Origin of the sequence: Lentimicrobium sp. L6 (assembly GCF_013166655.1) — a bacterium.
In the GTDB taxonomy this organism is placed as follows: domain Bacteria; phylum Bacteroidota; class Bacteroidia; order Bacteroidales; family UBA12170; genus UBA12170.
The window spans coordinates 1-24,337 of the sequence record NZ_JABKCA010000003.1 but is presented as its reverse complement, the minus strand read 5'-3'; the positions used below and the strand labels follow the sequence as shown (position 1 = coordinate 24,337).

22 protein-coding genes are annotated in these 24,337 nt (G+C 35.6%); 6 read left to right on the top strand and 16 right to left on the bottom strand.

Annotated features, from left to right (window positions below):
* Positions 1–6: 6 nt before the first annotated feature.
* The 9 genes from HNS38_RS01300 to meaB all read right to left on the bottom strand — a co-directional run bounded on the left by HNS38_RS01300 (position 7) and on the right by meaB (position 6,482).
* Complete coding sequence (locus HNS38_RS01300) at positions 7–402, bottom strand: response regulator (RefSeq protein ID WP_172278021.1); 396 nt, start codon at positions 400–402, stop codon at positions 7–9.
* Between the two features lie 75 nt (positions 403–477).
* Positions 478–1,236 carry an SDR family NAD(P)-dependent oxidoreductase gene (locus HNS38_RS01295; protein WP_172278024.1) on the bottom strand — a complete coding sequence of 253 codons (759 nt, stop codon included), beginning with the start codon at positions 1,234–1,236 and terminating at the stop codon, positions 478–480.
* Positions 1,237–1,249: 13 nt separating this feature from the next.
* Complete coding sequence (gene deoD, locus HNS38_RS01290) at positions 1,250–1,954, bottom strand: purine-nucleoside phosphorylase (protein WP_172278026.1); 705 nt, start codon at positions 1,952–1,954, stop codon at positions 1,250–1,252.
* Positions 1,955–1,965: 11 nt separating this feature from the next.
* Entirely contained in the window at positions 1,966–2,955 is a 990-nt protein-coding gene (locus tag HNS38_RS01285) for a carboxylesterase (RefSeq protein ID WP_172278028.1), read from the bottom strand.
* Positions 2,956–3,032: 77 nt separating this feature from the next.
* Positions 3,033–3,530: a YciI family protein gene (locus HNS38_RS01280; protein ID WP_172345857.1), complete on the bottom strand. Its 498-nt coding sequence runs from the start codon at positions 3,528–3,530 to the stop codon at positions 3,033–3,035.
* 174 nt (positions 3,531–3,704) lie between these two features.
* Positions 3,705–4,223: a redoxin domain-containing protein gene (locus HNS38_RS01275; protein WP_172345856.1), complete on the bottom strand. Its 519-nt coding sequence runs from the start codon at positions 4,221–4,223 to the stop codon at positions 3,705–3,707.
* A 111-nt stretch (positions 4,224–4,334) separates the two neighbouring features.
* A complete protein-coding gene (locus HNS38_RS01270; RefSeq protein ID WP_172345855.1) occupies positions 4,335–4,823 on the bottom strand; it encodes a hypothetical protein in 489 nt (162 codons plus the stop codon).
* A complete protein-coding gene (locus HNS38_RS01265; RefSeq protein ID WP_172278035.1) occupies positions 4,820–5,389 on the bottom strand; it encodes an exosortase/archaeosortase family protein in 570 nt (189 codons plus the stop codon). The genes HNS38_RS01270 and HNS38_RS01265 overlap by 4 nt, the downstream gene beginning before the upstream one ends.
* Positions 5,382–6,482 carry a methylmalonyl Co-A mutase-associated GTPase MeaB gene (gene meaB / locus HNS38_RS01260; protein WP_172345854.1) on the bottom strand — a complete coding sequence of 367 codons (1,101 nt, stop codon included), beginning with the start codon at positions 6,480–6,482 and terminating at the stop codon, positions 5,382–5,384. Before meaB ends, HNS38_RS01265 begins: the two co-directional genes overlap by 8 nt.
* Before the next feature lie 297 nt (positions 6,483–6,779).
* On the opposite strand from meaB, the gene HNS38_RS01255 reads away from it, so the two are divergent.
* Complete coding sequence (locus tag HNS38_RS01255) at positions 6,780–7,235, top strand: transposase (RefSeq protein ID WP_172278039.1); 456 nt, start codon at positions 6,780–6,782, stop codon at positions 7,233–7,235.
* A 188-nt stretch (positions 7,236–7,423) separates the two neighbouring features.
* Here the strand turns inward: HNS38_RS01255 and guaD are convergent, their stop codons facing one another.
* The 3 genes from guaD to dnaK all read right to left on the bottom strand — a co-directional run bounded on the left by guaD (position 7,424) and on the right by dnaK (position 11,453).
* A complete protein-coding gene (gene guaD, locus HNS38_RS01250; protein WP_172277230.1) occupies positions 7,424–8,707 on the bottom strand; it encodes a guanine deaminase in 1,284 nt (427 codons plus the stop codon).
* 165 nt (positions 8,708–8,872) lie between these two features.
* Positions 8,873–9,448, bottom strand: a complete 576-nt coding sequence (locus HNS38_RS01245) for a hypothetical protein (protein WP_172277233.1) — start codon at positions 9,446–9,448, stop codon at positions 8,873–8,875.
* Positions 9,449–9,533: 85 nt separating this feature from the next.
* Positions 9,534–11,453: a molecular chaperone DnaK gene (gene dnaK, locus HNS38_RS01240; protein WP_172345853.1), complete on the bottom strand. Its 1,920-nt coding sequence runs from the start codon at positions 11,451–11,453 to the stop codon at positions 9,534–9,536.
* 245 nt (positions 11,454–11,698) lie between these two features.
* On the opposite strand from dnaK, the gene ispG reads away from it, so the two are divergent.
* The 4 genes from ispG (at position 11,699) to HNS38_RS01220 (ending at position 18,338) form a co-directional block, all read left to right on the top strand.
* Positions 11,699–13,420 (top strand): (E)-4-hydroxy-3-methylbut-2-enyl-diphosphate synthase, encoded by a 1,722-nt coding sequence (gene ispG, locus HNS38_RS01235; RefSeq protein ID WP_172277239.1) that lies wholly within the window; start codon positions 11,699–11,701, stop codon positions 13,418–13,420.
* Positions 13,421–13,581: 161 nt separating this feature from the next.
* Entirely contained in the window at positions 13,582–14,925 is a 1,344-nt protein-coding gene (gene trkA, locus HNS38_RS01230) for a Trk system potassium transporter TrkA (protein ID WP_172277242.1), read from the top strand.
* 2 nt (positions 14,926–14,927) lie between these two features.
* A complete protein-coding gene (locus HNS38_RS01225) occupies positions 14,928–16,421 on the top strand; it encodes a TrkH family potassium uptake protein (protein ID WP_172277245.1) in 1,494 nt (497 codons plus the stop codon).
* Between the two features lie 357 nt (positions 16,422–16,778).
* Positions 16,779–18,338: a T9SS type A sorting domain-containing protein gene (locus tag HNS38_RS01220; RefSeq protein ID WP_172277248.1), complete on the top strand. Its 1,560-nt coding sequence runs from the start codon at positions 16,779–16,781 to the stop codon at positions 18,336–18,338.
* 96 nt (positions 18,339–18,434) lie between these two features.
* On the opposite strand, the gene HNS38_RS01215 is transcribed toward HNS38_RS01220, so the two are convergent.
* The 3 genes from HNS38_RS01215 to HNS38_RS01205 form a co-directional block, all read right to left on the bottom strand.
* Positions 18,435–19,241 (bottom strand): amidohydrolase, encoded by an 807-nt coding sequence (locus HNS38_RS01215; protein ID WP_172277251.1) that lies wholly within the window; start codon positions 19,239–19,241, stop codon positions 18,435–18,437.
* Positions 19,229–20,386 carry a methionine aminotransferase gene (locus HNS38_RS01210; RefSeq protein WP_172345852.1) on the bottom strand — a complete coding sequence of 386 codons (1,158 nt, stop codon included), beginning with the start codon at positions 20,384–20,386 and terminating at the stop codon, positions 19,229–19,231. The genes HNS38_RS01215 and HNS38_RS01210 overlap by 13 nt, the downstream gene beginning before the upstream one ends.
* An 84-nt stretch (positions 20,387–20,470) precedes the next feature.
* Positions 20,471–20,977 carry an OmpH family outer membrane protein gene (locus HNS38_RS01205; protein ID WP_172345851.1) on the bottom strand — a complete coding sequence of 169 codons (507 nt, stop codon included), beginning with the start codon at positions 20,975–20,977 and terminating at the stop codon, positions 20,471–20,473.
* Positions 20,978–21,244: 267 nt separating this feature from the next.
* Here HNS38_RS01205 and HNS38_RS01200 point away from each other — a divergent pair, with 267 nt between their 5' ends.
* Entirely contained in the window at positions 21,245–23,395 is a 2,151-nt protein-coding gene (locus tag HNS38_RS01200; RefSeq protein ID WP_172345850.1) for a DPP IV N-terminal domain-containing protein, read from the top strand.
* A 273-nt stretch (positions 23,396–23,668) separates the two neighbouring features.
* Here the strand turns inward: HNS38_RS01200 and rodA are convergent.
* Positions 23,669–24,337 (bottom strand): rod shape-determining protein RodA (rodA, locus tag HNS38_RS01195; RefSeq protein WP_172345849.1); only part of this gene is annotated, 669 nt, incomplete at its 5' end.

The window sequence follows — 24,337 nt, the reverse complement described above, 5'->3', positions numbered from 1 at the left end:
TATCCTCTATTTTTTAATAAACTTCTCCATCTTCTGAAACAAAATCTTTCCTAAAATGGGTTTTGTGATATATTCATCGCAACCCGCATCAAAAACCTTCTGGTAGTCTGAATTTAAAGCATAAGCCGTTTGTGCTATAATTGGCAGGTCGGGTTTGAATTCTTTAATTTTCCGAGTGGCTTCATAGCCATCAATAAATGGCATTCGAATATCCATCAGTACTATATCTATATTATCATCCTTCTGACAAAACTCAATAGCCTCCTTGCCATCCTTTGCCCAAAGCACATTAATTTTTGTCTTACGCAAAAACGTTTTTAAAAATAAAAAATTATCGTCAACATCCTCAGCTATTAAAACTGTTTTATCTGACCAATCATAGGTTTCTCTTTGGTTTTCCATTTTGCTCATCTTAATGATTCCTTTTCAAAAGTAAGAACTTTATCAGACATTTCAAAGGAAATAATATTGAATATTTTATTTTTTGTGATACATATAGGCATTAGCTTGTGCTGATGGCATCACTAGCACATCATTTATATTCACATGAGGGGGTAAACTCGCAGTATAATAAACAACATTAGCTATATCCTCTGCCGCTAAGGGTTGATAGCCACTATAAACTTTGCTAGCGGTTTCAGCATCAGTTTTCAACCTCACCATGCTAAATTCCGTTTCTACAGCCCCTGGAGCTACTTGAGTAACCTTTATACCATAGGGTAACAAATCGATCCTCATGCCTTCAGTTAGAGCATTCACTGCTGATTTGGTGGCACAATATACATTCCCATTGGGGTAAGCCATTTTTCCAGCTATGGAGCCAATGTTAATGATATGGCCTTTTCCTCTGGCTTTAAACAATGGAATAATTTCTTTACTTAAATAGAGCAATCCTTTAATATTGGTATCAATCATTTGCTCCCAATCGGAAAGTACTCCTTTATCAATTGGATTAATACCCGCTGCTAATCCTGCATTATTTACTAACACATCAATTTCTCTAAAATCATTTGGAATACTGGCAATTGCTTTTTCCACTTGTTTTTGGTCACGAATGTCAAAATTAAGAGTTAATACAGAAATATGATACTCTTTTTCAAGCTTAGATTTGATGGCGTCCAGTCTTTCTATCCTTCTTCCCGTAAGAATTAGGTTATAACAGTTTTTAGCGAATTCTATAGCGCAAGCTTCTCCGATTCCGGCGGTAGCTCCACTAATTAATGCAGTTTTATTCATGGCGATTTATTATTTATGCGATTTCTAATGCAATTTCCATCATTTCTGTGAAAGTCAATTGTCGTTCTTCAGCTGAACATTTTTCTCCTGTCACCAAGCTATCACTCACCGTTAGCAAGGTTAAGGCTTTTCTGCCATACTTTGCTGCTAAAGTATAAAGGGCAGCAGATTCCATTTCTACCACCATTACTCCAAAATCTCTCCATTTTTGATAGGGATCTACTCCATAATCGTCATTATAAAAAGTATCTGAAGCCAAAATATTACCCACTTTCACATCTATACCTTTACTTTTAGCATAATTATAAGCTTGGTTGAGTAAACCAAAATCAGCTATTGGTGCAAAATGCATTCCCCCAAAACGATGGGTATTCATACCATTATCGGTTGAAGAAGCTTGGCCTAAAACCACATCTTTAAGTTTGATATCTGGGTGAATGGCACCACAAGTACCAATACGCATTAACTTCTGAACACCATATTCCTGCATCAGCTCGTTAAGATAAATGGAAATAGAAGGTAAACCCATTCCGGTTCCCTGAACAGAAACTCGTTTACCTTTATAATAACCTGTATAACCTAACATTCCTCTCACTTCATTATAAAGAACGGCATCCTCTAAAAAATTCTCAGCAATAAACTTTGCCCTCAAAGGATCGCCCGGTAATAAAATAGATTCAGCAATATCGCCAGGTTTGGCGTTTATATGTATACTCATATTCTTATTTTTTAATTTGGGTTGATCTGTAATATCTCTTCTGCAAATTTAAAAGTTTCACGCTTCACCGAGGCAATATCTTTTGATTTTATATCACTTGCCAAAGGATGTACTCCTACTTCTGTAAAAGCATACTTTATTTTCTGATTTTCAGGGGTCCCCAAATGCTCATACATATCGAGCATAGCACTCACTTTTACAGTACCATCTTGATGTTCTGCATCTTTAAAATAATATCCCAAAAATATGGGCTGTGTTACCTTTTCAAAAGTTCGAATAGTCATTGTATTTTCAACCAAACTTTGAAGATAGGCCACTGCTTCCACTCTATAAGTCGACTGCCAATATTTACTAACAAGAGGAGGATCATCAGGATATTCAATCATTTCACCTTGAGCCAGTTTCCCAATTTGTAATCCCCAGGGGAAAGTGAGCATTTTAGTCATGTCCTCCGCCATTTCAATATTCGGTGAATAGAGAATAACTCCCGCAATATCTGGATTATCAGCTGCCAAAATTAGAGACAAGGTCCCTCCAGTTGAGGTACTCATTAATATCACCTTATCACCCAGTTGACGAGCTACTTTGAGTGCATCTTTTGAAGATTCAATAAGCTTATCTGGTGTCATATCCAATAAATTATGAGGAGTTTCTAGTCCATGCTCATGCAGACGAGGGAAATAAGCATTCATATGATATCGCTGAGCAAAATCTTCATTTAAGGGATAACCTTCATGGGGACTAGCCGAAAAACCATGGATATATAAAAGAACAAATTCTGTTTTTTCAGGAATAGAATCTGCAAAAATGATTCGACTTTCATTATCAGGTTTTATAAAATCAGTATTTTTTTCAGAATTAGATATCTGTTCATTTAATAATCCAAGATCAACTTCCTCAAACTCTTCAGGAACTTTGCCATCTACACTTGGTTGTTCAACTTTGGGTCCCATAAAAAACAACAAAGCTAAAGCCACAATTACAATTAATGCTTTTTTCATAATTAGCTAATTAGATTGATTGCTAAATTAGGACTTTTATAGAAATATGCCAAGTTTAACCCATTGACTATTTGAAACTAGTCAGTAAAAGATTTCTTTGTCAAGGAATTGTGCACATCATTAACACCCATTAATGCAGCAGAACCATACCATTCCATCAATTCCATTTGTAATACTCCAGCCTCAATGGCAGGGTCGGTATTGGTGAGTTCTTTGGCTTCCTCTATACTTTCCACATTAAAAATATAGATTCCTCTTAAATCTTGATCACCAAAAAACGGTCCAGCTAAAACTAATCTTCCTTGTTCCGCCATTAAATCTATATTTTGCATATGCGCCATCTGTAAAGCATTGGAACTATCTTTAGAAAGACTTTGGTTTGTTCCTCTTTTTAAAAATGCCATCACATATTTTTTCATTCCATAATCATCGGCCCCATATTCTATGGCTTTAATAGAATCAAAAGTCAAATCTACTTTGTCCAATGTATTCGTATTGATCTCCACATTAGGCTGACATGCAGTAAATAAGGTAGTAATGGATAATATTAGCAAAGTCTTGATTGTTTTTTTCATAAAAAGGATTTTGGATTTGAGTGGGCAATTTACAAAATACACATAAATTAAAAAGCCCACAGTAGTGCCTTTTGGTTAAAATCCAATAGAAATCCCATATTACTCGACTAATACTATTGAATCCAATTGACTTTTACCAATAATCAATCAAATAATTCAGCTATAATCTGGGAATCATTTATTTGAATGGATTTTTTTTAGGCATTCCGTGAGTTTATCACCAATCAAATCATCACTATTGGCACAGTAACCAGCATATTTACATATCAGTTCCTTATTGTGATCGTAAATAATGGTGTAGGGAAATGCATTAATTCCCATATCACGCCTTAAATCACCATTTTTATCTACATACACATCTATTTGCAGATCATGACCATAAACAAAAGGCTTTATTCGAGCCATATCACCATTGCAATCTAGACAGATTCCAATCACTTTGATGCCTTTATCAGAAAAGGCTTGCTCTTTCTTTTCACAAATAGAAACCAGCTGTTGACAACATTTTTGTTCATAGGTTTTAAAGAATACCACAACCATGGGCATGCTATCATTATTGAGACTACTCGCATTAACCATGCGGCCTTCTAAGGAATAAATATTGACTGAGGGAAGCTGGGCAGATAAAACTGGGGCCCATAGCAAAATCTGCAGAAGCAAGATCTGCTTGATTATTGTGTGAAACGTTTTCATTTTGAGAGGTGTTAATTTTTAAGCACATCAAATATAAGCATTTATCAATAAAAAATCAAGTGCCGGATTTACAAGAACATTTGGGATGCCTAGTAAGGTGACTTTGTTACCCTACTCTTTTCCAAACCTAAATACCCCATACAAGTAATTATCCCAAATAATAAATATCAAAGCGATAATGATAAAACTCTGACGCATGGCACTATTGACTTGTTGAAAGAAAGTTCCAAAATCGTATAAAGCCAATGTGGCCATGGTTAAAATTTGAAGCAAATAGAAGATTCCAATATGTTTAAGGGCTGTAACAAGCATTTTCTTGGAAGTATTCAAAGCCACCAACATGATATACCAACTCAACATCACAATGATGGATAAACCAAACAACTCTAACTCCATACAATATCCATCTTGCCCCACAGCCACGCAAAAGTCAGGATGGGCCTGATCGAGCTTTAAGACAGGAGTCACATTAGAAAAAGGGGATAAGATGAAAGAAGCACCAAACTTTAATATTTGAGCATAAATCTTCTCCAACCCTAATAACCAAAGCGCATACAGTCCTATGGTACTACTTATTAATATGGATATCTTCTTGATCATGATTCTATACTTCTATCGTTACGCCAAATATAAAGAATGAAGACCACCAATCCAAAAACGATGGTCCAAACATAATCATGTATTTGGTGAAACAAATGAGGCCAAGCTTTTCCAACATAGCCCATGATGATGAATCGGGCTGCATTTAAAAAGAAAATACTGACCACAAAGATGATAAGATTCAGAAACTTATCTTTAAGTGACCATTTTCCGAAAACCACTAACGCTATGGCAAAGAGATAAAAATTATAGGCCGTACATTCAAAAATCACTTTCATGGTATAACCTGCCACTGTTATTAAAGGACTACCGGAAGTTTCAATGGGAATAAACAAAACGCTGCCTAAAGCTACAGTAGAATCAACCACAAAATCAACTAAAAAACTCATTATAAAATCGTAAACAAAAGGAATATAGACTATTCCCATTAAAGCACCCCACAAAGCAAAGGAATACAATAGTGGTTTTAATCGCTCAAAGGCTTCGCTTCTTTTTTGCTTTTCAGCCTTCTCTTGAGCTTTTATTTTCTTCTCTTCCTTTTTTAGTTCAATCTTATCTTTAGCCAAAATCTATGTTTTTAAAATAGGTTTCCAATAATTTATCTGCTCCTTTATAGGCAGAAATTTCATCACTTAAAATACGTTCTTCTATAGATTTAAAGAGCTTTTTCACTTCTTCATTATTATAGAAATTTTGTTTTAAGTTATTCTCAATACTAGCCTGCAAGATATAATTTTTTTGCTCTTTACGCTTATGATCAAAATATCCATTTATTCTGGTCTCATTAATATAGCTATCCATGATGGTCCAAACATCGCTAATACCATCGCCGGTATATGCGGAACAAGTCTGAGTTTTAGGTATCCAACCCGATTCTGTAGGTGGGAAAAGATGAAGGGCATTGGCGTATTGACGACGAGCGAGTTCGGCTCTATTTTTATTATCACCATCTGCCTTATTGATGAGGATGGCATCGGCCATTTCCATGATTCCTCTTTTAATCCCTTGTAACTCATCGCCAGCGCCTGACAACATCAGCAATAGAAAAAAGTCGACCATACCATGAACGGCTGTCTCACTTTGACCCACTCCCACTGTTTCCACCAAAATAATTTCATATCCAGCGGCTTCACATAAAATAATACTCTCGCGTGTTTTTTGAGCGACTCCTCCAAGCGAACCTGCTGATGGGGATGGCCTAATAAAAGCATTAATATCATTGGTGAGCTTTTCCATTCTGGTTTTATCACCCAAAATAGAACCTTTAGTTCTTTGACTACTGGGGTCGATGGCCAAAACGGCTAACTTTTTATCCAGATCCTGTGTAACATGCATACCGAAAGCCTCAATAAATGTAGACTTTCCAACGCCTGGAACTCCGGTAATTCCTATTCGGAAAGACTTCCCAGAGTAAGGCAAACATAATTCTATAATCTCCTGAGCCAATTTACGATGCGCTGGCAAATTACTTTCTATCAAGGTAATAGCACGGCTTAAAATACTTCTATCACCTTTCCTGATTCCTTCTAAAAACCAAGAGGCAGGCTGCTCAGTAAGTTTCTTTCTTTTTCCTCTGGCAAAACGAGGATTTACTGTTGCTGGTTTCTCAATACCAGCTTGCACATGGAGTGCTGATTTATTGTGTACTTGTGAATCCATAATTTAATCTAAATGTATTAGAGTATGTTATCAATATCCTCTAATGTTCACCCAAAAATAGGGCTCTGCAAAGATACGATTATGGAGGATTTGTGGTGTTATTTTTTGATGAATTTAATTGATAAAAATTCCGAGTGCTTTAATCCAATCAACATGCTACATAGCATCAGTTATATCTGGCAAGCCCCTTTTGAAAAGAACATAACATCGTTTAAGGTAAAAACATAACACAAACCCATGAAATATCGACTTAAAAAAATCTTCTTAACTTTATCACCTCGCTAAAAACACAATAAAATGTCGCAATCACTCTCTTGTATTTTTGTTCATATGGTATTCCATGTAAAAAACAACTTCATAAAAATCACACCTGAAGAAGATGAAGAGCTATATGCGTATATGGGTTCGATAATAAAAGACAACATATCAATCCCAATCATCATAAATGGGGTTCCAGACCATGTGCATATCCTTTGCATCTTATCGAAAAACATGGCATTAGCAAAACTATTTGAAGAAGTAAAGATACACAGCAGTAGATGGATAAAAACCAAACATGAACACTATAAAAACTTCAAATGGCAAGGTGGGCATGGTGCTTTTTCCGTAAGTCCATCAGCAATTAATAACACCAAAAACTATATCTTAAACCAAAAAGAACATCATAAAAAGGTTGATTTTAAAACAGAGTATCTTGAGCTACTTGACGAGTATGAAATAGGTTATGACGAACAATTTCTATGGGAAGATTAAGCCGCCCTTACAGGGCTCTTATTCAGCAGGTATCTTTTTAAGCCAAGGCCTTACCTTGGCTTAAGATAAGTCGCCCTTTCAGGGCTCAAAAGAATCTGGAATACGATACCAAAGCCCTGTAAGGGCATTTTAAGTTAACCTGTTGCATCGCATCAGGTACATCTAATAAGTAGCCCTGAAAGAGTACCTTAAAACTCAACACTCTCCCCCATCAACCAAACACTATCCATCAACCTATCATCACCAAGAATCAAAATAGCAAAAAGTTTCTCTTCTAAGGTTTTGGCGGTTTTCAAACGCTCGTCTACAAGCTCAATATTTGAGGAGTCTAGAAGAATAAAGTCGGCTTCTTTACCAATTTCGAAATTGCCAATCTTATCATCTAAGCCCATTGCTCTCGCTCCTCCTAAGGTTAGCAAATAGAAGAGTTGCAAAGCGGTGGCCTTATATCCTCTGAGAGCGGCCACTTGATAGGCTGCTGCTGCAGTTTTGAGCATGGAAAAACTCATTCCTCCTCCCACATCACTGGCTAAAGCTAAGGGAATATCCTCTTCCCAAGCTTTTTGCAAGTTGAATAATCCAGATCCTAAAAATAGATTAGAAGTTGGACAGTGAACTAAGCTAGCATTAGATTCTTTCACTCTTTTCCACTCGTCTACGGAGAAATGGATGGCATGACCTAAAAGGGTATTTTTCTCCACTAAATCATAATGTTCATAAACATCTAAATAGTCTTTTCTATCTGGAAACAAGTTTTTAGTGGATTCTATTTCTTCATGATTTTCTGAAATATGAGTTTGTACTCCTATATGAGGATATTTTTCTTTGAGTAATTGAAGTTGTTGGAGTTGCTCTGGAGTACTAGTAATAGCAAAACGAGGAGTCAATAAATAGTTCAATCGGCCTTTGCCTTCATATTTTTGAATGAGTTCCTCTCCAATTTTGAAAGTCTCATTTGTAGCTTCACAAAGATTTGCTGGAGCATTCCTATCCATATTGGTTTTCCCTGCTTGAATCCTCATATTCAACCGAAGCGCTTCTTCCATTATAGCTACAATAGATTCCTGATGAACTGAAGAATAGATAGCAGCTGTTGTGGTTCCGTTTTTCAGCATTTGCCTAAAGAAAAAATGAGTAGCTTTTTTAGCAAAGTCGGCATCAGAAAATTGGTTTTCTAATGGAAAGGTATATTCTTTGAGCCATTGTAATAAATCGGCTCCATAGGATGCCATTACAGCCGTTTGTACTCCATGAATATGTGCATCAATAAAACCAGGCATCAAAATCCTATCTCTATAATGCTCTATGACTACTTGTGAACTCCATTGCGATTTTAAATCTTTATAAGACCCAAGAGCTTTTACTAATCCATGATCCATAATCAATAAACCATCCTCAAAAAACTCATATTGGTCTTTAGAAATAAAGTGGAAAATCTGGGCTCTAATGCCTTTTATTTGGTTTGTCTTCATATATACTCATTCTTTATGCTCTGAATCTTAGGGTAGAATTGTCTAGCCTCGAAAGCACTAAGACACAAAGCTAAGATAACAACAATATAATATCTACTTTCGTGTCTTTGTGGATATTTATTACGATATAATATCCCAACACATCATTATAAGCTAAATGCAAAATTAATCTTTCCAGTAAAGCTGCTCATTTTTAAGCTGAATTTTTTCAACATTCTCACTAAACCCAATTCCATCAAAAAGAATGATCTTATTGGCCAATGAAGCTAGGCCAATGGCAGATTCTTTAATGGTATCTTTTCTATCATTCATTAAAAATAAAAACAGAGCAGGCATATATAATCTTCGAAAAGCTCCAGATTCAATCACAACCTTAACATCCTCAGAAATCATAGAAAAAGTAAAATTAATAGCTTCAGCTAAAAAAGCATCCTTCACTTGAAGAACAAAAGACTCATCAGCGCCGGCTTCCAAAAATCGGCTGCTGTCTTTACCTGTATTTATTTCCTTTTCCAATGACAGAATAAACCTATCATCTTTAAAAATACAATAAGGAGGAGTCTCCGTATGAAAATGCGGAGTAATCTTTAGTGCATAAACCTTCTGATTGAGATTTTTCAGATGTTTGATGAGCTGACAAGCAAATGTAGTTTTGCCTACGTTTTGCCCATTTCCGGAGAGCAAAACGATTCGCTCCGTATGAATTTCTATTTTAGTTTTTATGATTTGTATTTCTTTCATTAAGATGTAAAAATAAGGATTTTTAAAGATACAAAAAAACCCTCCAAACCATTGGTCTGGAGGGTGAATTTATATCTATTCGATATTATTTATCTTCCTTCACTTCTTCGAAATCAACGTCGGTTACTTCGTCGCCACCATCAGCTTGGGCACCTGGGTTAGGTTGTCCTTGTGCTGCATTTGGATCTGCACCTGGCTGACCTTCTTGTCCTTTATACATCTCTTGACTAGCTTCTTGCCACATTGCATTCAAAGCTTCCATGTGAGTATCAATTCCAGCGAAGTCTTTTTTCTGATGCGCTTCTTTCAAATCAGCGGCTGCTTTTTCAATAGCTGCTTTTTTGTCTTCAGGTAATTTATCACCATATTCTTTCAACTGCTTTTCAGTTTGGAATACTAAATTATCCGCTTGGTTTAGCTTATCAGCTTCTTCTTTTATTTTCTTATCAGCATCTGCATTGGCTTCAGCTTCTTGCTTCATCTTTTGGATTTCTTCATCAGATAGTCCTGAAGAAGCTTCAATTCTAATGTTCTGCTCTTTACCTGTTCCTTTGTCTTTAGCACTTACGTTAAGAATACCATTGGCATCGATATCGAAAGTAACTTCAATTTGTGGAACACCACGTGGAGCTGGAGGCACACCATCTAGGTGGAAACGACCTAAGCTCTTATTTTGAGCAGCCATTGGACGCTCTCCTTGAAGGATATGAATCTCAACTGAAGGCTGGTTATCAGCAGCAGTAGAGAAAGTCTCACTTTTCTTCACTGGAATAGTTGTGTTGGCTTCAATCATCTTAGTTAAAACACCACCTAAAGTTTCAATACCCATTGAAAGTGGAGTCACATCTAATAATAATACATCCTTAACATCTCCTGAAAGAACACCACCTTGAATAGCAGCACCAATTGCAACAACCTCATCTGGATTAACACCTTTTGAAGGCTCTTTTCCAAAGAATTCTTTTACTACTTTTTGAATAGCAGGAATACGAGTTGAACCTCCCACTAAAATAATTTCATCAACATCTGAAGCTGACATTCCAGCATCTTTTAGTGCTAATTTACAAGGCTCTATAGTTCTTTGAACTAAATCGTGAGTTAATTGGTCAAATTTAGCTAAAGATAATTTCTTCACTAAGTGCTTTGGCACACCATCAACAGGCATAATATAAGGCAAGTTGATTTCTGTTTCTAAAGAAGAAGACAATTCAATTTTAGCTTTTTCAGCAGCTTCTTTTAAACGCTGTAATGCCATTGGGTCTTTCTTCAAGTCAACACCTTCGTCGTTCTTGAATTCTTGAGCCAACCAGTCAATAATAACTTGGTCAAAATCATCACCACCTAAGTGGGTATCACCATTAGTAGATAATACTTCGAATACACCATCACCTAATTCTAGGATAGAGATATCGAATGTACCACCACCTAAATCATATACAGCTATTTTTTGGTCTACATCTTTTTTGTCTAACCCATAAGCTAAAGCCGCAGCTGTTGGTTCATTGATAATTCTTTTTACTGTTAAACCAGCAATCTCACCAGCTTCTTTCGTGGCTTGACGTTGGCTATCAGAGAAATAAGCAGGAACTGTAATAACAGCTTCTGTTACTTCTTGTCCTAAGAAATCCTCAGCAGTTTTCTTCATTTTCTGAAGTGTGATAGCTGAAATTTCTTGTGGAGTATATTTTCTATCATCAATCTGTACTCTTGGTGTATTATTTTCACCTTTAACAACTTTGTAAGGAACACGACCTGTTTCTAATTGAACTCTGTCGAATGTTTCTCCCATAAATCTCTTGATAGAGAAAATTGTTTTTTCAGGGTTTGTGATGGCCTGTCGCTTTGCAGGATCCCCCACTTTACGCTCACCATTCTCAGTAAAAGCAACAATTGATGGTGTTGTTCTACGTCCTTCGCTGTTTTGAATAACAACAGGCTCATTTCCTTCCATTACCGCAACACAGGAGTTGGTAGTACCTAAGTCAATTCCAATTATTTTTCCCATTTTAAATCTCCTTTTTATATATTTTTATTTTATTTATTTCTTGTTTTTTTGTCTTCAAGTAAACAACCTTTCTCAATTCCTATGCCAAAGCAAACACCCTCTTTTTCACGACATTTTTCATGACAAAACGACAGAAATGAAAATTCAAGCTACGTCTTTCGGCACATTTCTACACTTTTTCATGCGGTTTAATGACAAAGTGTAAATATATTGTTTGCATCTTTGCAATCTAAATACTCAAAAAGATGAATTCATCTGAACCCAAAAAAAACATAGTAAATATTGGCTCTATTAAAATGGGCCTCCTAGAACCGTTAATTTTACAATCCATGACCTCAACTTCTACCATGGATATTGATGCAACTGTTGAACAATGCATCAGAATAGCGGATGCTGGAGCTCATTTGGTCAGAATAACGGCTCGTGATACTCGCGAAGCCCAAGCATTAGGCCAAATCAAAAACGAATTAAAAAAAAGAGGATATAATATTCCTCTTTCAGCTGATATTCATTTTAATCCCAAAGCAGCAGATGTAGCTGCACAACTAGTAGAAAAAGTAAGAATAAACCCCGGAAATTATATTGATAAAAAGAGCGGAAGAACAAGCTGGTCCAAAGAAGAATACCATTTAGAGCTTGATAAAATAAAGGAAAGATTAAGCGGATTAGTTGAAATCTGCAAAACCCATAAAACAGCTATCAGAGTTGGAGTGAACCACGGTTCTCTTTCCGAAAGAATAATAAACAAATATGGTAACACAGCAGAGGGTATGGCTGAATCTGCTATGGAATTTATCCGAATTTTTAAGGCGCTAGATTTCAATCAATTGGTTATTTCACTAAAGGCTAGCAATGTATTGGTTATGGTAAAGGCCAATGAACTATTCAAACAAAAGATGGAGGAAGAAAATCTTTCTTTCCCATTACATTTGGGTGTAACTGAGGCTGGTGATGCTGAGGATGGCAGGATAAAGTCTGCTGTGGGTATTGGGTGTTTATTGAGTCAAGGTATTGGAGAAACCATAAGAGTTTCTTTAACAGAAGAGCCTGAATATGAAATTCCAGTAGCCATTGAAATCGCAAAAGCTTCAAAAGAAAATCCTTGGAAACATCAGGACGAGCAAACAAGTTATGCCCGAAGAAAGAGTGTAAAAGTCTTGAACTTTGGAGCTCAACAGGTTCCTGCGGTTATCGGAAATTCAGATCTTAAATCGGATACCATACTAGAAGCTGATTATTATTTTGAAGATGACATCTGGGTTTCCAAAGATTATAACACTCACATCCAACAACTTTCCCTCGAACAACTCAAAAACGATCATTTCTCCAAAGACCAAAACTACTTTCTGAATCTAAAAGCATCAGAATGGAACACCGAATTTGCAAAACTAGTCTCCCCTATTAATCATTTAATATTAGTATTAGAAAAAACAGACGAATGTGATATTGCGGATACACATAAAGCTATACATAGTATTAATGAGTTGCGTATTAACCTTCCTATCATATTGAAGCTTCGAAATCATGAAAAATCGGAAAACAAATTAATGATACAGTCTGCAGTAATAGCTGGACCGTTTTTTCTAAAAGGTCAACTGGACGGCTTATGGATTGATTCACCAAATTTCAATACCAATGAAATCAGTTTAGGTATTCTACAAGCCAGCAGGCAGCGGGTGAGTAAAACAGAATACATCGCTTGTCCTTCTTGTGGCAGAACTCTATTCAATATTCAAGAGAAGCTTCAAGACATTAAAAAGAAAACAACGGCTTTTAAAGGATTAAAAATTGCAGTGATGGGATGTATTGTAAATGGTTTAGGAGAAATGGCTGATGCCGATTTTGGTTATGTGGGAGCTGGTCGCGGGAAAGTAAACATCTACAAAAAGCATGATTTAATACAGAAAAATGTACCCGAAGATGAAGCCGCTGATGCTCTTCTCGAAATCATTGAGAAAAGTTTATAATCACCTGTATTTTTTCAAAAACACTACTCTTTTATGGCCATTATAATTGGAAAAGGCTAAGACAAAAGCCTCTAATTACCTGATTGATTTTTAATTACAAAAAATACTTTTTAAGAAAAGAATATTTTAAAGTTTTACAGATTCTATTAACTTTGGCGGCTATGAATATTATTATTGCAGGAGACGGAGAAGTGGGTTTACACCTTGCTCAACTATTAGCAGATGAGCATCATAATATCATATTTATCGATCCCAATGAAGAGATCTTAACTATGATCGGTAATCATACTGATATTATGCCAGTTGTGGGAAGCTCTATTTCAGTAGATGTATTAGAAGAGGCAGGAATCAAAGGCGCTGATTTGCTAATTGCAGTTTTGCATGACGAAGCCATTAATCTTTTAACAGCCATCCTCGGAAAAAAACTTGGAGTAAAAAGAACCGTAGCTCGTATTTCCAATGTGGAATTTATGAGCGAAAAAAACCGCGCCATATTTGAAGAAAAAGGCGTAGATATTTTAATCAATCCTGAACAAGTAGTATCAAATGAGGTTATTCAACTATTGAATCAAACTGCAGCTACCGAAATTTTCGAATTCTCAGGGGGGAAATTGCAGCTTTTTCTAATAAAGTTAGACAAATACGCTTTGGTCGTAAATAAAACACTAACTCAATTGGCTACTGATTACCCTAACCTTGATTTTAGAGCTGTTGCAATTCATAGAAATGGTAAAACCATAATCCCAACAGGCAATGATTCTTTTCGTGAAAATGATTTGGCCTATGTCATTACGAAACCTGATGGCGTAAAGTTACTATTGGAATTGGGTGGTAAACAAAACTTTGACATCAAAGACATTATGTTAATTGGAGGAGGTAGAATTGGTAGGATGACCGCTTCCAAACTTCAAGACAAAATGAACATCAAGCTCTTTGAAAATGACAATAAAAGAGCCAATTCTCTAACCAACGATTTGGAGAATACCCTTATCATTAACGGAGATGCCAGAGATATGGAACTATTAGAAGATGAAGGTATTAGAGAAATGGACGCCTTTATTGCGGTGACCAATCATACTGAAACAAATATCCTCACTTGTCTTCATGCAAAAAGTCTTGGTGTAAAGAAAACCATAGCCCTAGTTGAAAACATTGAATATATAGATATTGCCCAAAACATAGGTATTGATACCATCATCAACAAAAAATTAACTACTGCAAGTGTGATTAACCTATATACCATGGAGGCAAAAGTAACAACCGTTAAATGTTTGAGTGGAATAAATGCTGATGTGATTGAATTAGTAGCTATGCCTAAATCTGCCGTTACTAAAAAGCCATTAAAAAAATTATCAATGCCAAAAGGCAGTATTATTGGTGGTATCATTAGAGATGATGAAAGTTTTATTGCGGTTGGTGATTTCCAATTGCAAGAGGGTGATAAAGCGGTAGTTTTTGCATTACCTGAGGCGATTCATAAAATCAACAAACTATTTAAACACTAGACATGCGAAGGCAATCTATAAATTTTAAAATGGTTTTCCGAGTAATTGGATTCTTACTAATATTGGAAGGCTTAACCATTTTTTCAGCATTGCCATTTTCTTGGTTTTACCACCCTGAAGGACTTTATGATTTCCATATCATGAAAGGAACATCAGAATTCTTCCCTATATTAATAGCAGGATTGTTTACTATTTTTATTGGCTTATTCTCTGTTGTTTACACACGAAAAGCTACTAAGCACATCTCAAAAAAAGAAGCATACTTGATAGTTAGCTTTAGTTGGATGGCCATCTCATTATTTGGTAGTCTTCCTTTTTATTTAAGCGGCTATTTTGAATCCTTCACCGATTCTTTTTTCGAAACCATGTCAGGATTCACCACAACAGGAGCATCCATATTAAATGATATAGAGTCTATTCCGCATGGCTTACTTTTTTGGAGGAGTATGACACATTGGATTGGTGGGATGGGGATTATTGTATTGTCCTTAGCTATCTTACCATTACTAGGGATTGGTGGGATGCAATTATTTACAGCCGAATCACCAGGTCCAACCGCGGATAAAATACATCCCAAGGTAAAAGAAATGGCCAAAAGACTCTGGGGACTTTATGTCATATTAACTGTAGCAGAAATTATCCTTCTAATGATTGGACATATGAGTTTCTTCGATGCGGTTTGTCATGCTTTTGCCACTATGGCCACTGGAGGATTCTCAACCCAGAACGACAGTGTAGCAGGCTTTTCGCCATATATCCAATATATCATCATCCTCTTTATGATATTGGCTGGAACCAATTTCTCTCTACATTATTTCATGTTGAAACGAAAGTTCTCCAAAGTAAAAGCTAATGAGGAATATCAATTATATATTGGAATTATTATTGTAGTTACCTTGATTATTACTGGAGGATTGATATTAAAAATGAATATGGGTTGGGAACAAGCCTTCAGGGATAGTCTATTCCAAGTAGTCTCCATAATAACAACAACCGGTTTTGTAACAGCCGATTACCTATTATGGCCATCAGGTTTATGGTTCCTTCTCTTTATTCTCTTTTTTGTAGGAGGAAGTGCAGGAAGCACAGGTGGAGGAGTGAAAGTAGTAAGGATTCTCATTCTTATTAAAAATAGTTTGTTAGAATTCAGAAGATTACTTCACCCACATGCCATTTTACCTGTAAGACTCAATCATCGACCTGTTTCTCAAAATATTGTATTCTTAGTCTCCTCTTTTTTCCTTTTCTATATCACTACTTTTGTAGTAGGAGTTGTTTTCATGACTGCTATTGGGCTTGATTTTATATCGGCAGTTGGAGCATCAGCATCCGCACTAGGTAATATTGGTCCTGCCTTAGGCTCACTAGGTCCTGTTGACAATTATGCACATATCCCCGATTTTGGAAAATGGGTACTAAGTTTCTTGATGCTGCTTGGAAGATTGGAATTATTCACAGTATTAATTATCTTCTCTCCTACTTTCTGGAAAAAATGATCTTCCAAATAATAAGAAGATCTTTTTTAATAATAGTAGGAATATAATCAATCTTTCTCCATGAATAGAAGTATCTATAACCATCCCATCATAGAACTCTCTACAGAATACCTTCCGTTTTGCAATAAACTAAGTCTAATAGAATCCACAAATACTCGTTTCCTAGTAAAGTTTTTCACAAATCTCATCCTTATGCATATCAATATATTACATCTTACTGTATGGTTTTTGTATAGGTGACAAAACGCCAAGTATAGTATTAGTATAGGTGGTGGGAATCACTTTTCAATAAGAAATTTCTAATGTTTGCACTGATAAAATAATGACACAAACAAATGATTAATTAACATGTTTATTATGAGAAAACAATTACTAATTATCCTTTTTGCAATTATTACTATAGGAATATTTTCACAAACTGTAACAACTTATAATACAGATAATGCAGGTATTTCTGTAGATAGAGTTTCAAGTATTACCGAAATCAATGGAGATATATGGATTGGTGAAGGAAAAGGAATCTCAAGATTCGACGGAACCACCTGGACTAATTACCCCTGGAGTGTGATGAATGCCCCTTGGGACTGGATTTGGATTCATAAGATTATTGAGGATCTTGATGGAAACATTTGGGCCTGCGGTGAGGCAGGACTATGGAAGTTTGATGGTACAAACTGGGCCTACTTTGGAGAAGGAACTCCTGAATTAAGTGCTGGATTTATGTTTATGGATATGGTAATGGATGAAGAAGGTGTACTTTGGATTCTGGGTGGAAACACAGTAGAATCTTGGTTATACTCTTTAGTTCCTTCAACAATGACTTTTACCGTGTTTGATTACATCAATTATCCTGAGTTAAATAACGATTGTTGGAAAATTGACATAAATAGTGAAGGGAAAAAGATACTTGCTTCGGATGATGTGGGTTTTCTTGAATTTGATGGAATATCTTTTACTACACATGAGGCTATCACTACTTTTGATTTTGACTATGATGAAAAAGATAACCTTTGGTCAGGTGGTTACTCCCCTGTTCAAGGACTATATTATTATGATAATGAAATTAATCAATTAGCAGAGTTTAAAACTAGTAACTCTTTAATCCCTTTTGACTGGATTCGTTTTATGATGTATAACTTCCAAGCAGATTATCAGTCTATTTGGTTTGCCGGTGAACAAGGATTCTATAATTATAAAGGTGTGGGCATTTATGAAGATGATAAAAATTTATTTGTTCACTTTGATGAGACTACTGGCCTTATTAATAATTATATTCAAGCTTTCTTTTTTCGTGAAAATGAAGCCTGGATGGGGACCTACAATCATGGAGTTATGAAGTTAGATTATACAAACTCTGCCATGATAAGCGCAGACACCAGCGTATTTTGGGTAGACATACAGATGGGTGATACTCAAACTATTCCGTTTAACATCAACAACAAAGGAGGCGGAAACCTTTCTTATATTGTTAATACTAGTAATACTGCATCTTGGTTGAGCACAAACGATAACGGAGGAACCACTACGGGATATGGTTCAAATCAACATGAATTTACCTTTGACGCTTCAAACTATAATACTCCAGGTACTTATGAAACAACTTTTGATGTGGAATCAAATGGAGGGAAAATGTATATAAAAGCTATAATGGATGTTAGCGATATTACTGGTAATAAAAACATAAAAGGATTAGACTTTATTGCTTATCCAAACCCAGCCAATGATATTTTGAATGTTAACTTTAAAAGTTTACCAGAGCGTATTAGAATTCTGAATGCCACTGGGCAGAGCGTTTATATTATGAACAATATAACCTACACTAACACTCTTGACATTTCAAATCTACCAGTTGGCTCATATATTCTTGAGACCATTTCTGAAGGTAAGAACCAACATATTAAATTTCAAAAGCTATAAAACATCTTACAATAAAATCTAGCTGTTCTTAAGAATAATTCTTAGGAGCCAATTCCAAAAGATTTTAATAGAAAACAATAGGCTCGGTTAATCCTTTTAATCGGGCTTATTTTTTTTTACAGAAAACTCATCCCAGTCTATTCCAATTGTAAACTTCTCTCTATAGGTATTCATATCGACAGCTGATAAAGATATAGTTTGAGAGGATTCTATATTTTCAACCTCCTCAGAAATCAATTCACCTTTCGGCTCAATAATGCTAGAGAATCCGGTATGCTTAGTTCCATTAGCATCGGGTCCTATTCTGTTGACTCCAACTACATAAGCCTGATTTTCGATAGCCCTAGCTACCAATAATGATTTCCATGCATAATTTCTTGCTGCTGGCCAATTGGCTACATAAATAAGAAGGTCGTATTCATATTGACCGTTCGCATAAGTGTTTTTAGCCCATACAGGAAAACGAAGATCATAACATACTAAAGGTTTTATTTTCCAACCCTTGTACTCGATTATTATGTTTTCTTGACCAGCAGTTATTTTCAAATGCTCGTTGCCTAATGTAAACAAATGCCTTTTGTCGTACTTTTGAATATTTCCATTTGGTTCCACCCAATAGAAACGATTGTAATAATTGCCCTCCTCATTAACTATCATACTTCCACAAATGGCGGTATCATACTTTTGAGCATTCCTTATCATCCAATCTAAAGAAATATGAGCCGCTTCTTTATCTACAGTTTCTGGCTCAACTACAAATGCAGTATTAAACATTTCTGGTAATACAACCAAGTCTGTTTTTTCTGACACAGCATTTAATTTTTCACTGAAAGTTAATAGGTTGGCACGAAAATCATTCCAAACTAAATTGGACTGAATGAAAGTTACTGTTAAATCTTGCATAGTATTTCGGCTGCTTTCTCTAAGGTTTCTTCTTTCTTGGCAAAGCAGAATCGAAGCATTTTATGGTCATCGTTTTTATGATAGAACGCCGACACTGGAACACTAGCAACACCATGCTCTTTTATCAACCATTCTGCAAATTCCATCTCTGGTAAGTCACTAATTTCTGAATAATCTAATACCTGAAAATAAGTCCCAAATGAGGGAACAGGCTTAAACCTTGAATTCTTAATCAGTTTCAAGAAATAATCTCTTTTCTTTTGATAAAAAGAACCTAATCCTAAATAATTACCTTCATCTTTTAAATGCTCTGCTATAGCATGTTGTATTGGAGTATTCACAGTAAACACAATAAACTGATGCGTTTTTCTAAACTCATTCATCAAATTTTCTGGGGCCACTGCATAACCCATTTTCCAACCTGTAGCATGAAATGTTTTCCCAAAACTAGCCACCACAATGCTTCTTTCGGCTAATCCTGGATAAGCAGAAAGGCTGTGGTGCTTCTTCTTGTCAAAGATAATGTGCTCATATACTTCATCACTTAAAATAATGATATCCGTATTTTTAGTAAGCTTATGCAAAGCATCCAAATCCTTCTTTGAAAGCACAGCTCCAGTAGGGTTATGAGGAGTATTCAGAATAATCATTCTCGTACGGTGAGAAATCATACGACTCACTTCTGTCCAATCGATATGATAATCGGGAAGGCGAAGCTTGGCATATTTAACAATTCCTCTATTGAGTTTTATGGTAGGGGAATAGGAATCATAAGCTGGCTCAAAAACAATGACCTCGTCTTCGTCTCTAACAAATGCAGAAATAGCGGTAAATAATGCTTGAGTAGCACCTGATGTTACGGTAACTTCTGTATCAGCATTATATTCAGCACCAAAAGTATTTTTGATTTTGGCAACAATCTGCTGTCGAAGTTCTGGTAAACCAGGCATAGGAGCATATTGATTATGCCCTTTCCTCATATTCTTTGCAATGAGATTAATGAGCTCAGCATCCACATCAAAGTCAGGAAAACCCTGAGCTAAATTAATGGCGTTGTGTTCATTAGCCATTTGCGACATCACTGCGAAAATAGAGGTTTTTACCCCTGGAGATTTTGATATAATTGAACCTTTAAAAGCTTCCATAAAAAGATTATTTCTAGAAAACAAAGATACAAAAAAGCCATATCAATTGGCTTGATATGGCTTTAAATATTTTTAAACATTAAACTATAAACCTAGCTTAGCTTTCACCATTGGTAAAATATCCGTACCATTCTTGTAAAGTAAAACTTGGTCGTTTGCATTAATGATGTAAGTGAATCCATTTTCCGAAGCAACAGCTGTAATGGCATCTTGAGCTTTTTTGATTAAAGGCTCTGATAATTCCACTTGCTTATTTTGAATTTCGTACTGAGCTTGCTGATTGAATGCTTCCATTCTCTGTTGCAAATCCATAATTTCTTTTTCTTTAGTTTGTCTGATGATTTCTGACATTGTAGCTTGATTATTTTGATAATCTGCATACTTAGCTTCTAATTCACTTTGCATAGCTTGTAATTGAGTTTCTAAACCAGCTACAAAAGTTTCCAATTCTTGATTTATTGCTTCTTGACCAGGCATGATTCCTAATAATTCTTGGAAATTGACATGACCAATCTTAGCTGTCTGAGCATGAGCTGTTAAAGATGACCCAGCAATTAATAAAACGACAAATAATTTAAATATGTTTTTCATTGTAATATAATTAGTTTCAAATTTATAGCAAATGGAATACCATATTGCGAGGCGCAAATTTATTCAAATAATTTAAATATCCGAATGGCTTTCCATAAAAAATAGAATTGTTTAAGTTTCTTTAACTCATTACAAAAATAAAAATGAGTAAGTATAGTTAACATACCCATTTTACACCATTTCCAAATAATAGATGAAATCGAATATTTCGATAAAAACTTAAGAAAAGGTTTTGTAAAATTGCATCTCAATAATAAAATGAATAAAATGAAAAGATTAAGTTTTATACTTTTAGGTATATTAATATTGATGGCCTCCTCTTTATGGGCTCAAGACAAGGTACTCACCTTTGAAGACGCCATATATCAGAACAGAAACATTTTACCCAAAAGGCTTTCTAGCTTATCTTGGCAAAGCAATAGCCAGAATTTTAGCTATAAAGAAAATGGGAAAATAGTTCTCCGCTCCATTAGTGATCAAGCAAAAGCTGATACCATATTAAGTCTTGCCGATTTTGCAGACTTAGCGCTTGGAGAAGATTCATTAAAGCTAAGTAGAATTCCAGGGTTTTCATGGACTGAGAAAAATGAGATAACTTTCAATCACGAAAACATGTTATTGAAATTTAATACCAAAACTAAAGTTTTAGAAAAGCTTAATACATGGGAAGAAGGTGCTGAAAACTCACAATTTTCTGTAAATAATGATTTGGCCTATACTTTAGGAAACAACCTTTTCATTGCTAAACAAAGTGAAAAAATTACCGTTACCAATGATAGTGTTAATGGTATAGTTAATGGTCAAAGTGTTCACAGAAGCGAATTCGGAATAACTAATGGTATATTCTGGTCACCAAAAGGAAATGCATTGGCATTTTATAGAAACGACCAAACTATGGTGAAAGATTATCCTTTGGTTGATATTACCGCTCGTGAAGCCGAAGTTAATAATATCAAGTACCCTATGGCTGGAATGAAAAATGAAGTTGTAAAGCTGGGCATCTTCAATTTAAATACTCAAGAAACACTATTTGTACAAACTGGCGATTCTGTTGACCATTATTTGACTAGTATCACTTGGGGGCCTGAAGAAAAATATATCTATATCACCGTTTTGAATAGAGACCAGAATCATATTTGGTTGAATAAGTATAATGCCGAGGATGGTAGTTTTGTTCATACTATTTTGGAGGAGGAAGCTACCACTTGGGTAGAACCAGAATTCCCTATGTATTTTTTGAAAGACAAGAAGGACGAGTTTATTTGGTTCTCGGAGCGTAACGGCTGGATGCATATGTATATCTATAAAACCAACGGACAACCACTGGAAGAAGTAGCTTTAACCCAAGGCGAATGGATGGTGAATGAATTTTTGGGTTTCGATGAATCGGGAAAGAATGTATTCTTCTCTAGTACTAAAGAAAGCCCAATTCAAAAGCATATTTATAGCGTAAACATTAAATCGAAGAAAGTTAAAAAACTTACCAAAGAGCACGGTACTCACAATGCTGTTTTTAGTCCAAACATGCAATTCTTTATTGACAGCTACTCATCAACTGATGTAGCCAAAGTATATACCTTAAGAAATACCAAAGGCAAAGAAGTTTACGAGTTATTAAGAGATGAGAATCCTCTGAAAGATTATAGCTTAGGTGAAACCACTTTAGGTATTATTGAAAATGAGGAGGGCATTGAGCTTCATTATAGAATGATTAAACCTGCAAATTTTGACACCGCTGTAGAATATCCTGTTTTCTATTATGTATATGGTGGTCCACACGCTCAACTAGTTACAGATAGCTGGATGGGTGGATCCAATATATTTATGCAACTAATGGCACAAAAAGGCTATGTGGTTTTCACTTTAGACAATAGGGGAACACCAAATCGTGGCTTTGCTTTTGAAACTGCCATCCACAGGAAACTAGGAAAATATGAGATGGAGGATCAACTTGCGGGTGTTGATTTTTTATTGGAGCAAGACTTTGTTGATGGTGACAGAATGGGAATTCAAGGTTGGAGTTATGGTGGGTTTATGACCACTAATTTGATGCTCTCAAACCCTGGCCTATTTAAAGCTGGAGTGGCTGGCGGACCGGTAATCGATTGGCAGTATTACGAAATTATGTATGGCGAAAGATATATGGATACTCCAGAACAAAACCCTGAAGGTTATAAAAACGCTAATCTGTTAGAGAAAGCAAATCAACTGGAAGACCATTTACTAATTATTCATGGAGCCATTGACCCAACAGTGGTTTGGCAGCATAGTTTAGCATTTGTTCAGAAAGCCATTAAAGAGAAAAAGCAAGTCGACTATTTTGTATATCCTAGATCAGAACATAATGTAAGAGGTATTGATAGAGCTCACCTTTTAGAGAAAATGTATCTTTATATTGATGGACATTTGAAGAAATAATACTTCTTTTAAATATCTCCATAATGCCTGAGGAATATATTTCCTTGGGCATTTTTTGATCAAATAAATTCAAGTAGTAAATGTTACATAATTGATAGTATTCCACGCAAATGAATGACACTAAGAATTTCTCACAAAGGCCAGCAAAGAAATTGGGAAATGCCACTCCTTATTTCCATGCCCTAAAGGCGCTCTTATTAGTCGGGAAACTACTCACTTAAAACACTTTAAACTTTATTTACTTTAAACTCTAAGTATTTTAAGCACTATCTTTTACAATAACTCCAATCTATAAGAATCCATTTTAATAAAAATAAATAGTAGCACAGTAAAAGACCAAAGGGAAGATCCCCCATAGCTAAAGAAAGGAAGAGGAATACCAATCACTGGCGCCAAGCCAATGGTCATGGCGATATTAATGGAGAAGTGAAAGAATAGTATTGATGCTACCCCATATCCATAAATCCGGCTAAAGGAGGAACGTTGTCGTTCTGCGACAATGATAATCCGAATAAGCAAAAATAAAAACAGAATCACTACCGTTGCGGTCCCCAAAAACCCCCACTCTTCGCCAACTGTACAAAAGATAAAATCGGTGCTTTGCTCAGGAACAAAATTATATTTGGTTTGGGTTCCTTGAAGAAATCCTTTTCCAGTTGGTCCTCCAGAACCTATAGCGATCAATGATTGATGAACATTATACCCAGCTCCCCGATAATCCGTTTTCATTCCCAATAGAACTTCGATCCTTGTCTTTTGGTGCTCTTGGAGGATGTTTTCGAAGGCATAATCTATAGAGAAGATAAATCCACCCACCAAAACCAAAATAGCTAAAAGGCTGAGGATATTTTTACGTACTTTTTTCATCAATAAAAATAAAAGCACCGCTATCAAAGCAACTGATATGAGCATAGTGAGCTTGCCAACGAGTAAGGTGAGTAT

What these genes read in the sequence shown, in the direction of transcription:
- ispG (WP_172277239.1), top strand. Translation starts at nt 11,699, where the DNA reads ATGAATTCATCTGAACCCAAAAAAAACATAGTAAATATTGGCTCTATT.
- HNS38_RS01280 (WP_172345857.1), bottom strand. Translation starts at nt 3,530, where the DNA reads ATGAAAAAAACAATCAAGACTTTGCTAATATTATCCATTACTACCTTA.
- guaD (WP_172277230.1), bottom strand. Translation starts at nt 8,707, where the DNA reads ATGAAGACAAACCAAATAAAAGGCATTAGAGCCCAGATTTTCCACTTT.
- HNS38_RS01275 (WP_172345856.1), bottom strand. Translation starts at nt 4,223, where the DNA reads ATGAAAACGTTTCACACAATAATCAAGCAGATCTTGCTTCTGCAGATT.
- meaB (WP_172345854.1), bottom strand. Translation starts at nt 6,482, where the DNA reads ATGGATTCACAAGTACACAATAAATCAGCACTCCATGTGCAAGCTGGT.
- HNS38_RS01225 (WP_172277245.1), top strand. Translation starts at nt 14,928, where the DNA reads ATGCGAAGGCAATCTATAAATTTTAAAATGGTTTTCCGAGTAATTGGA.
- HNS38_RS01215 (WP_172277251.1), bottom strand. Translation starts at nt 19,241, where the DNA reads ATGCAAGATTTAACAGTAACTTTCATTCAGTCCAATTTAGTTTGGAAT.
- dnaK (WP_172345853.1), bottom strand. Translation starts at nt 11,453, where the DNA reads ATGGGAAAAATAATTGGAATTGACTTAGGTACTACCAACTCCTGTGTT.
- HNS38_RS01285 (WP_172278028.1), bottom strand. Translation starts at nt 2,955, where the DNA reads ATGAAAAAAGCATTAATTGTAATTGTGGCTTTAGCTTTGTTGTTTTTT.
- HNS38_RS01255 (WP_172278039.1), top strand. Translation starts at nt 6,780, where the DNA reads ATGTCGCAATCACTCTCTTGTATTTTTGTTCATATGGTATTCCATGTA.
- HNS38_RS01205 (WP_172345851.1), bottom strand. Translation starts at nt 20,977, where the DNA reads ATGAAAAACATATTTAAATTATTTGTCGTTTTATTAATTGCTGGGTCA.
- deoD (WP_172278026.1), bottom strand. Translation starts at nt 1,954, where the DNA reads ATGAGTATACATATAAACGCCAAACCTGGCGATATTGCTGAATCTATT.
- HNS38_RS01200 (WP_172345850.1), top strand. Translation starts at nt 21,245, where the DNA reads ATGAAAAGATTAAGTTTTATACTTTTAGGTATATTAATATTGATGGCC.
- HNS38_RS01210 (WP_172345852.1), bottom strand. Translation starts at nt 20,386, where the DNA reads ATGGAAGCTTTTAAAGGTTCAATTATATCAAAATCTCCAGGGGTAAAA.
- trkA (WP_172277242.1), top strand. Translation starts at nt 13,582, where the DNA reads ATGAATATTATTATTGCAGGAGACGGAGAAGTGGGTTTACACCTTGCT.
- HNS38_RS01295 (WP_172278024.1), bottom strand. Translation starts at nt 1,236, where the DNA reads ATGAATAAAACTGCATTAATTAGTGGAGCTACCGCCGGAATCGGAGAA.
- HNS38_RS01270 (WP_172345855.1), bottom strand. Translation starts at nt 4,823, where the DNA reads ATGATCAAGAAGATATCCATATTAATAAGTAGTACCATAGGACTGTAT.
- HNS38_RS01245 (WP_172277233.1), bottom strand. Translation starts at nt 9,448, where the DNA reads ATGAAAGAAATACAAATCATAAAAACTAAAATAGAAATTCATACGGAG.
- HNS38_RS01300 (WP_172278021.1), bottom strand. Translation starts at nt 402, where the DNA reads ATGGAAAACCAAAGAGAAACCTATGATTGGTCAGATAAAACAGTTTTA.
- HNS38_RS01220 (WP_172277248.1), top strand. Translation starts at nt 16,779, where the DNA reads ATGAGAAAACAATTACTAATTATCCTTTTTGCAATTATTACTATAGGA.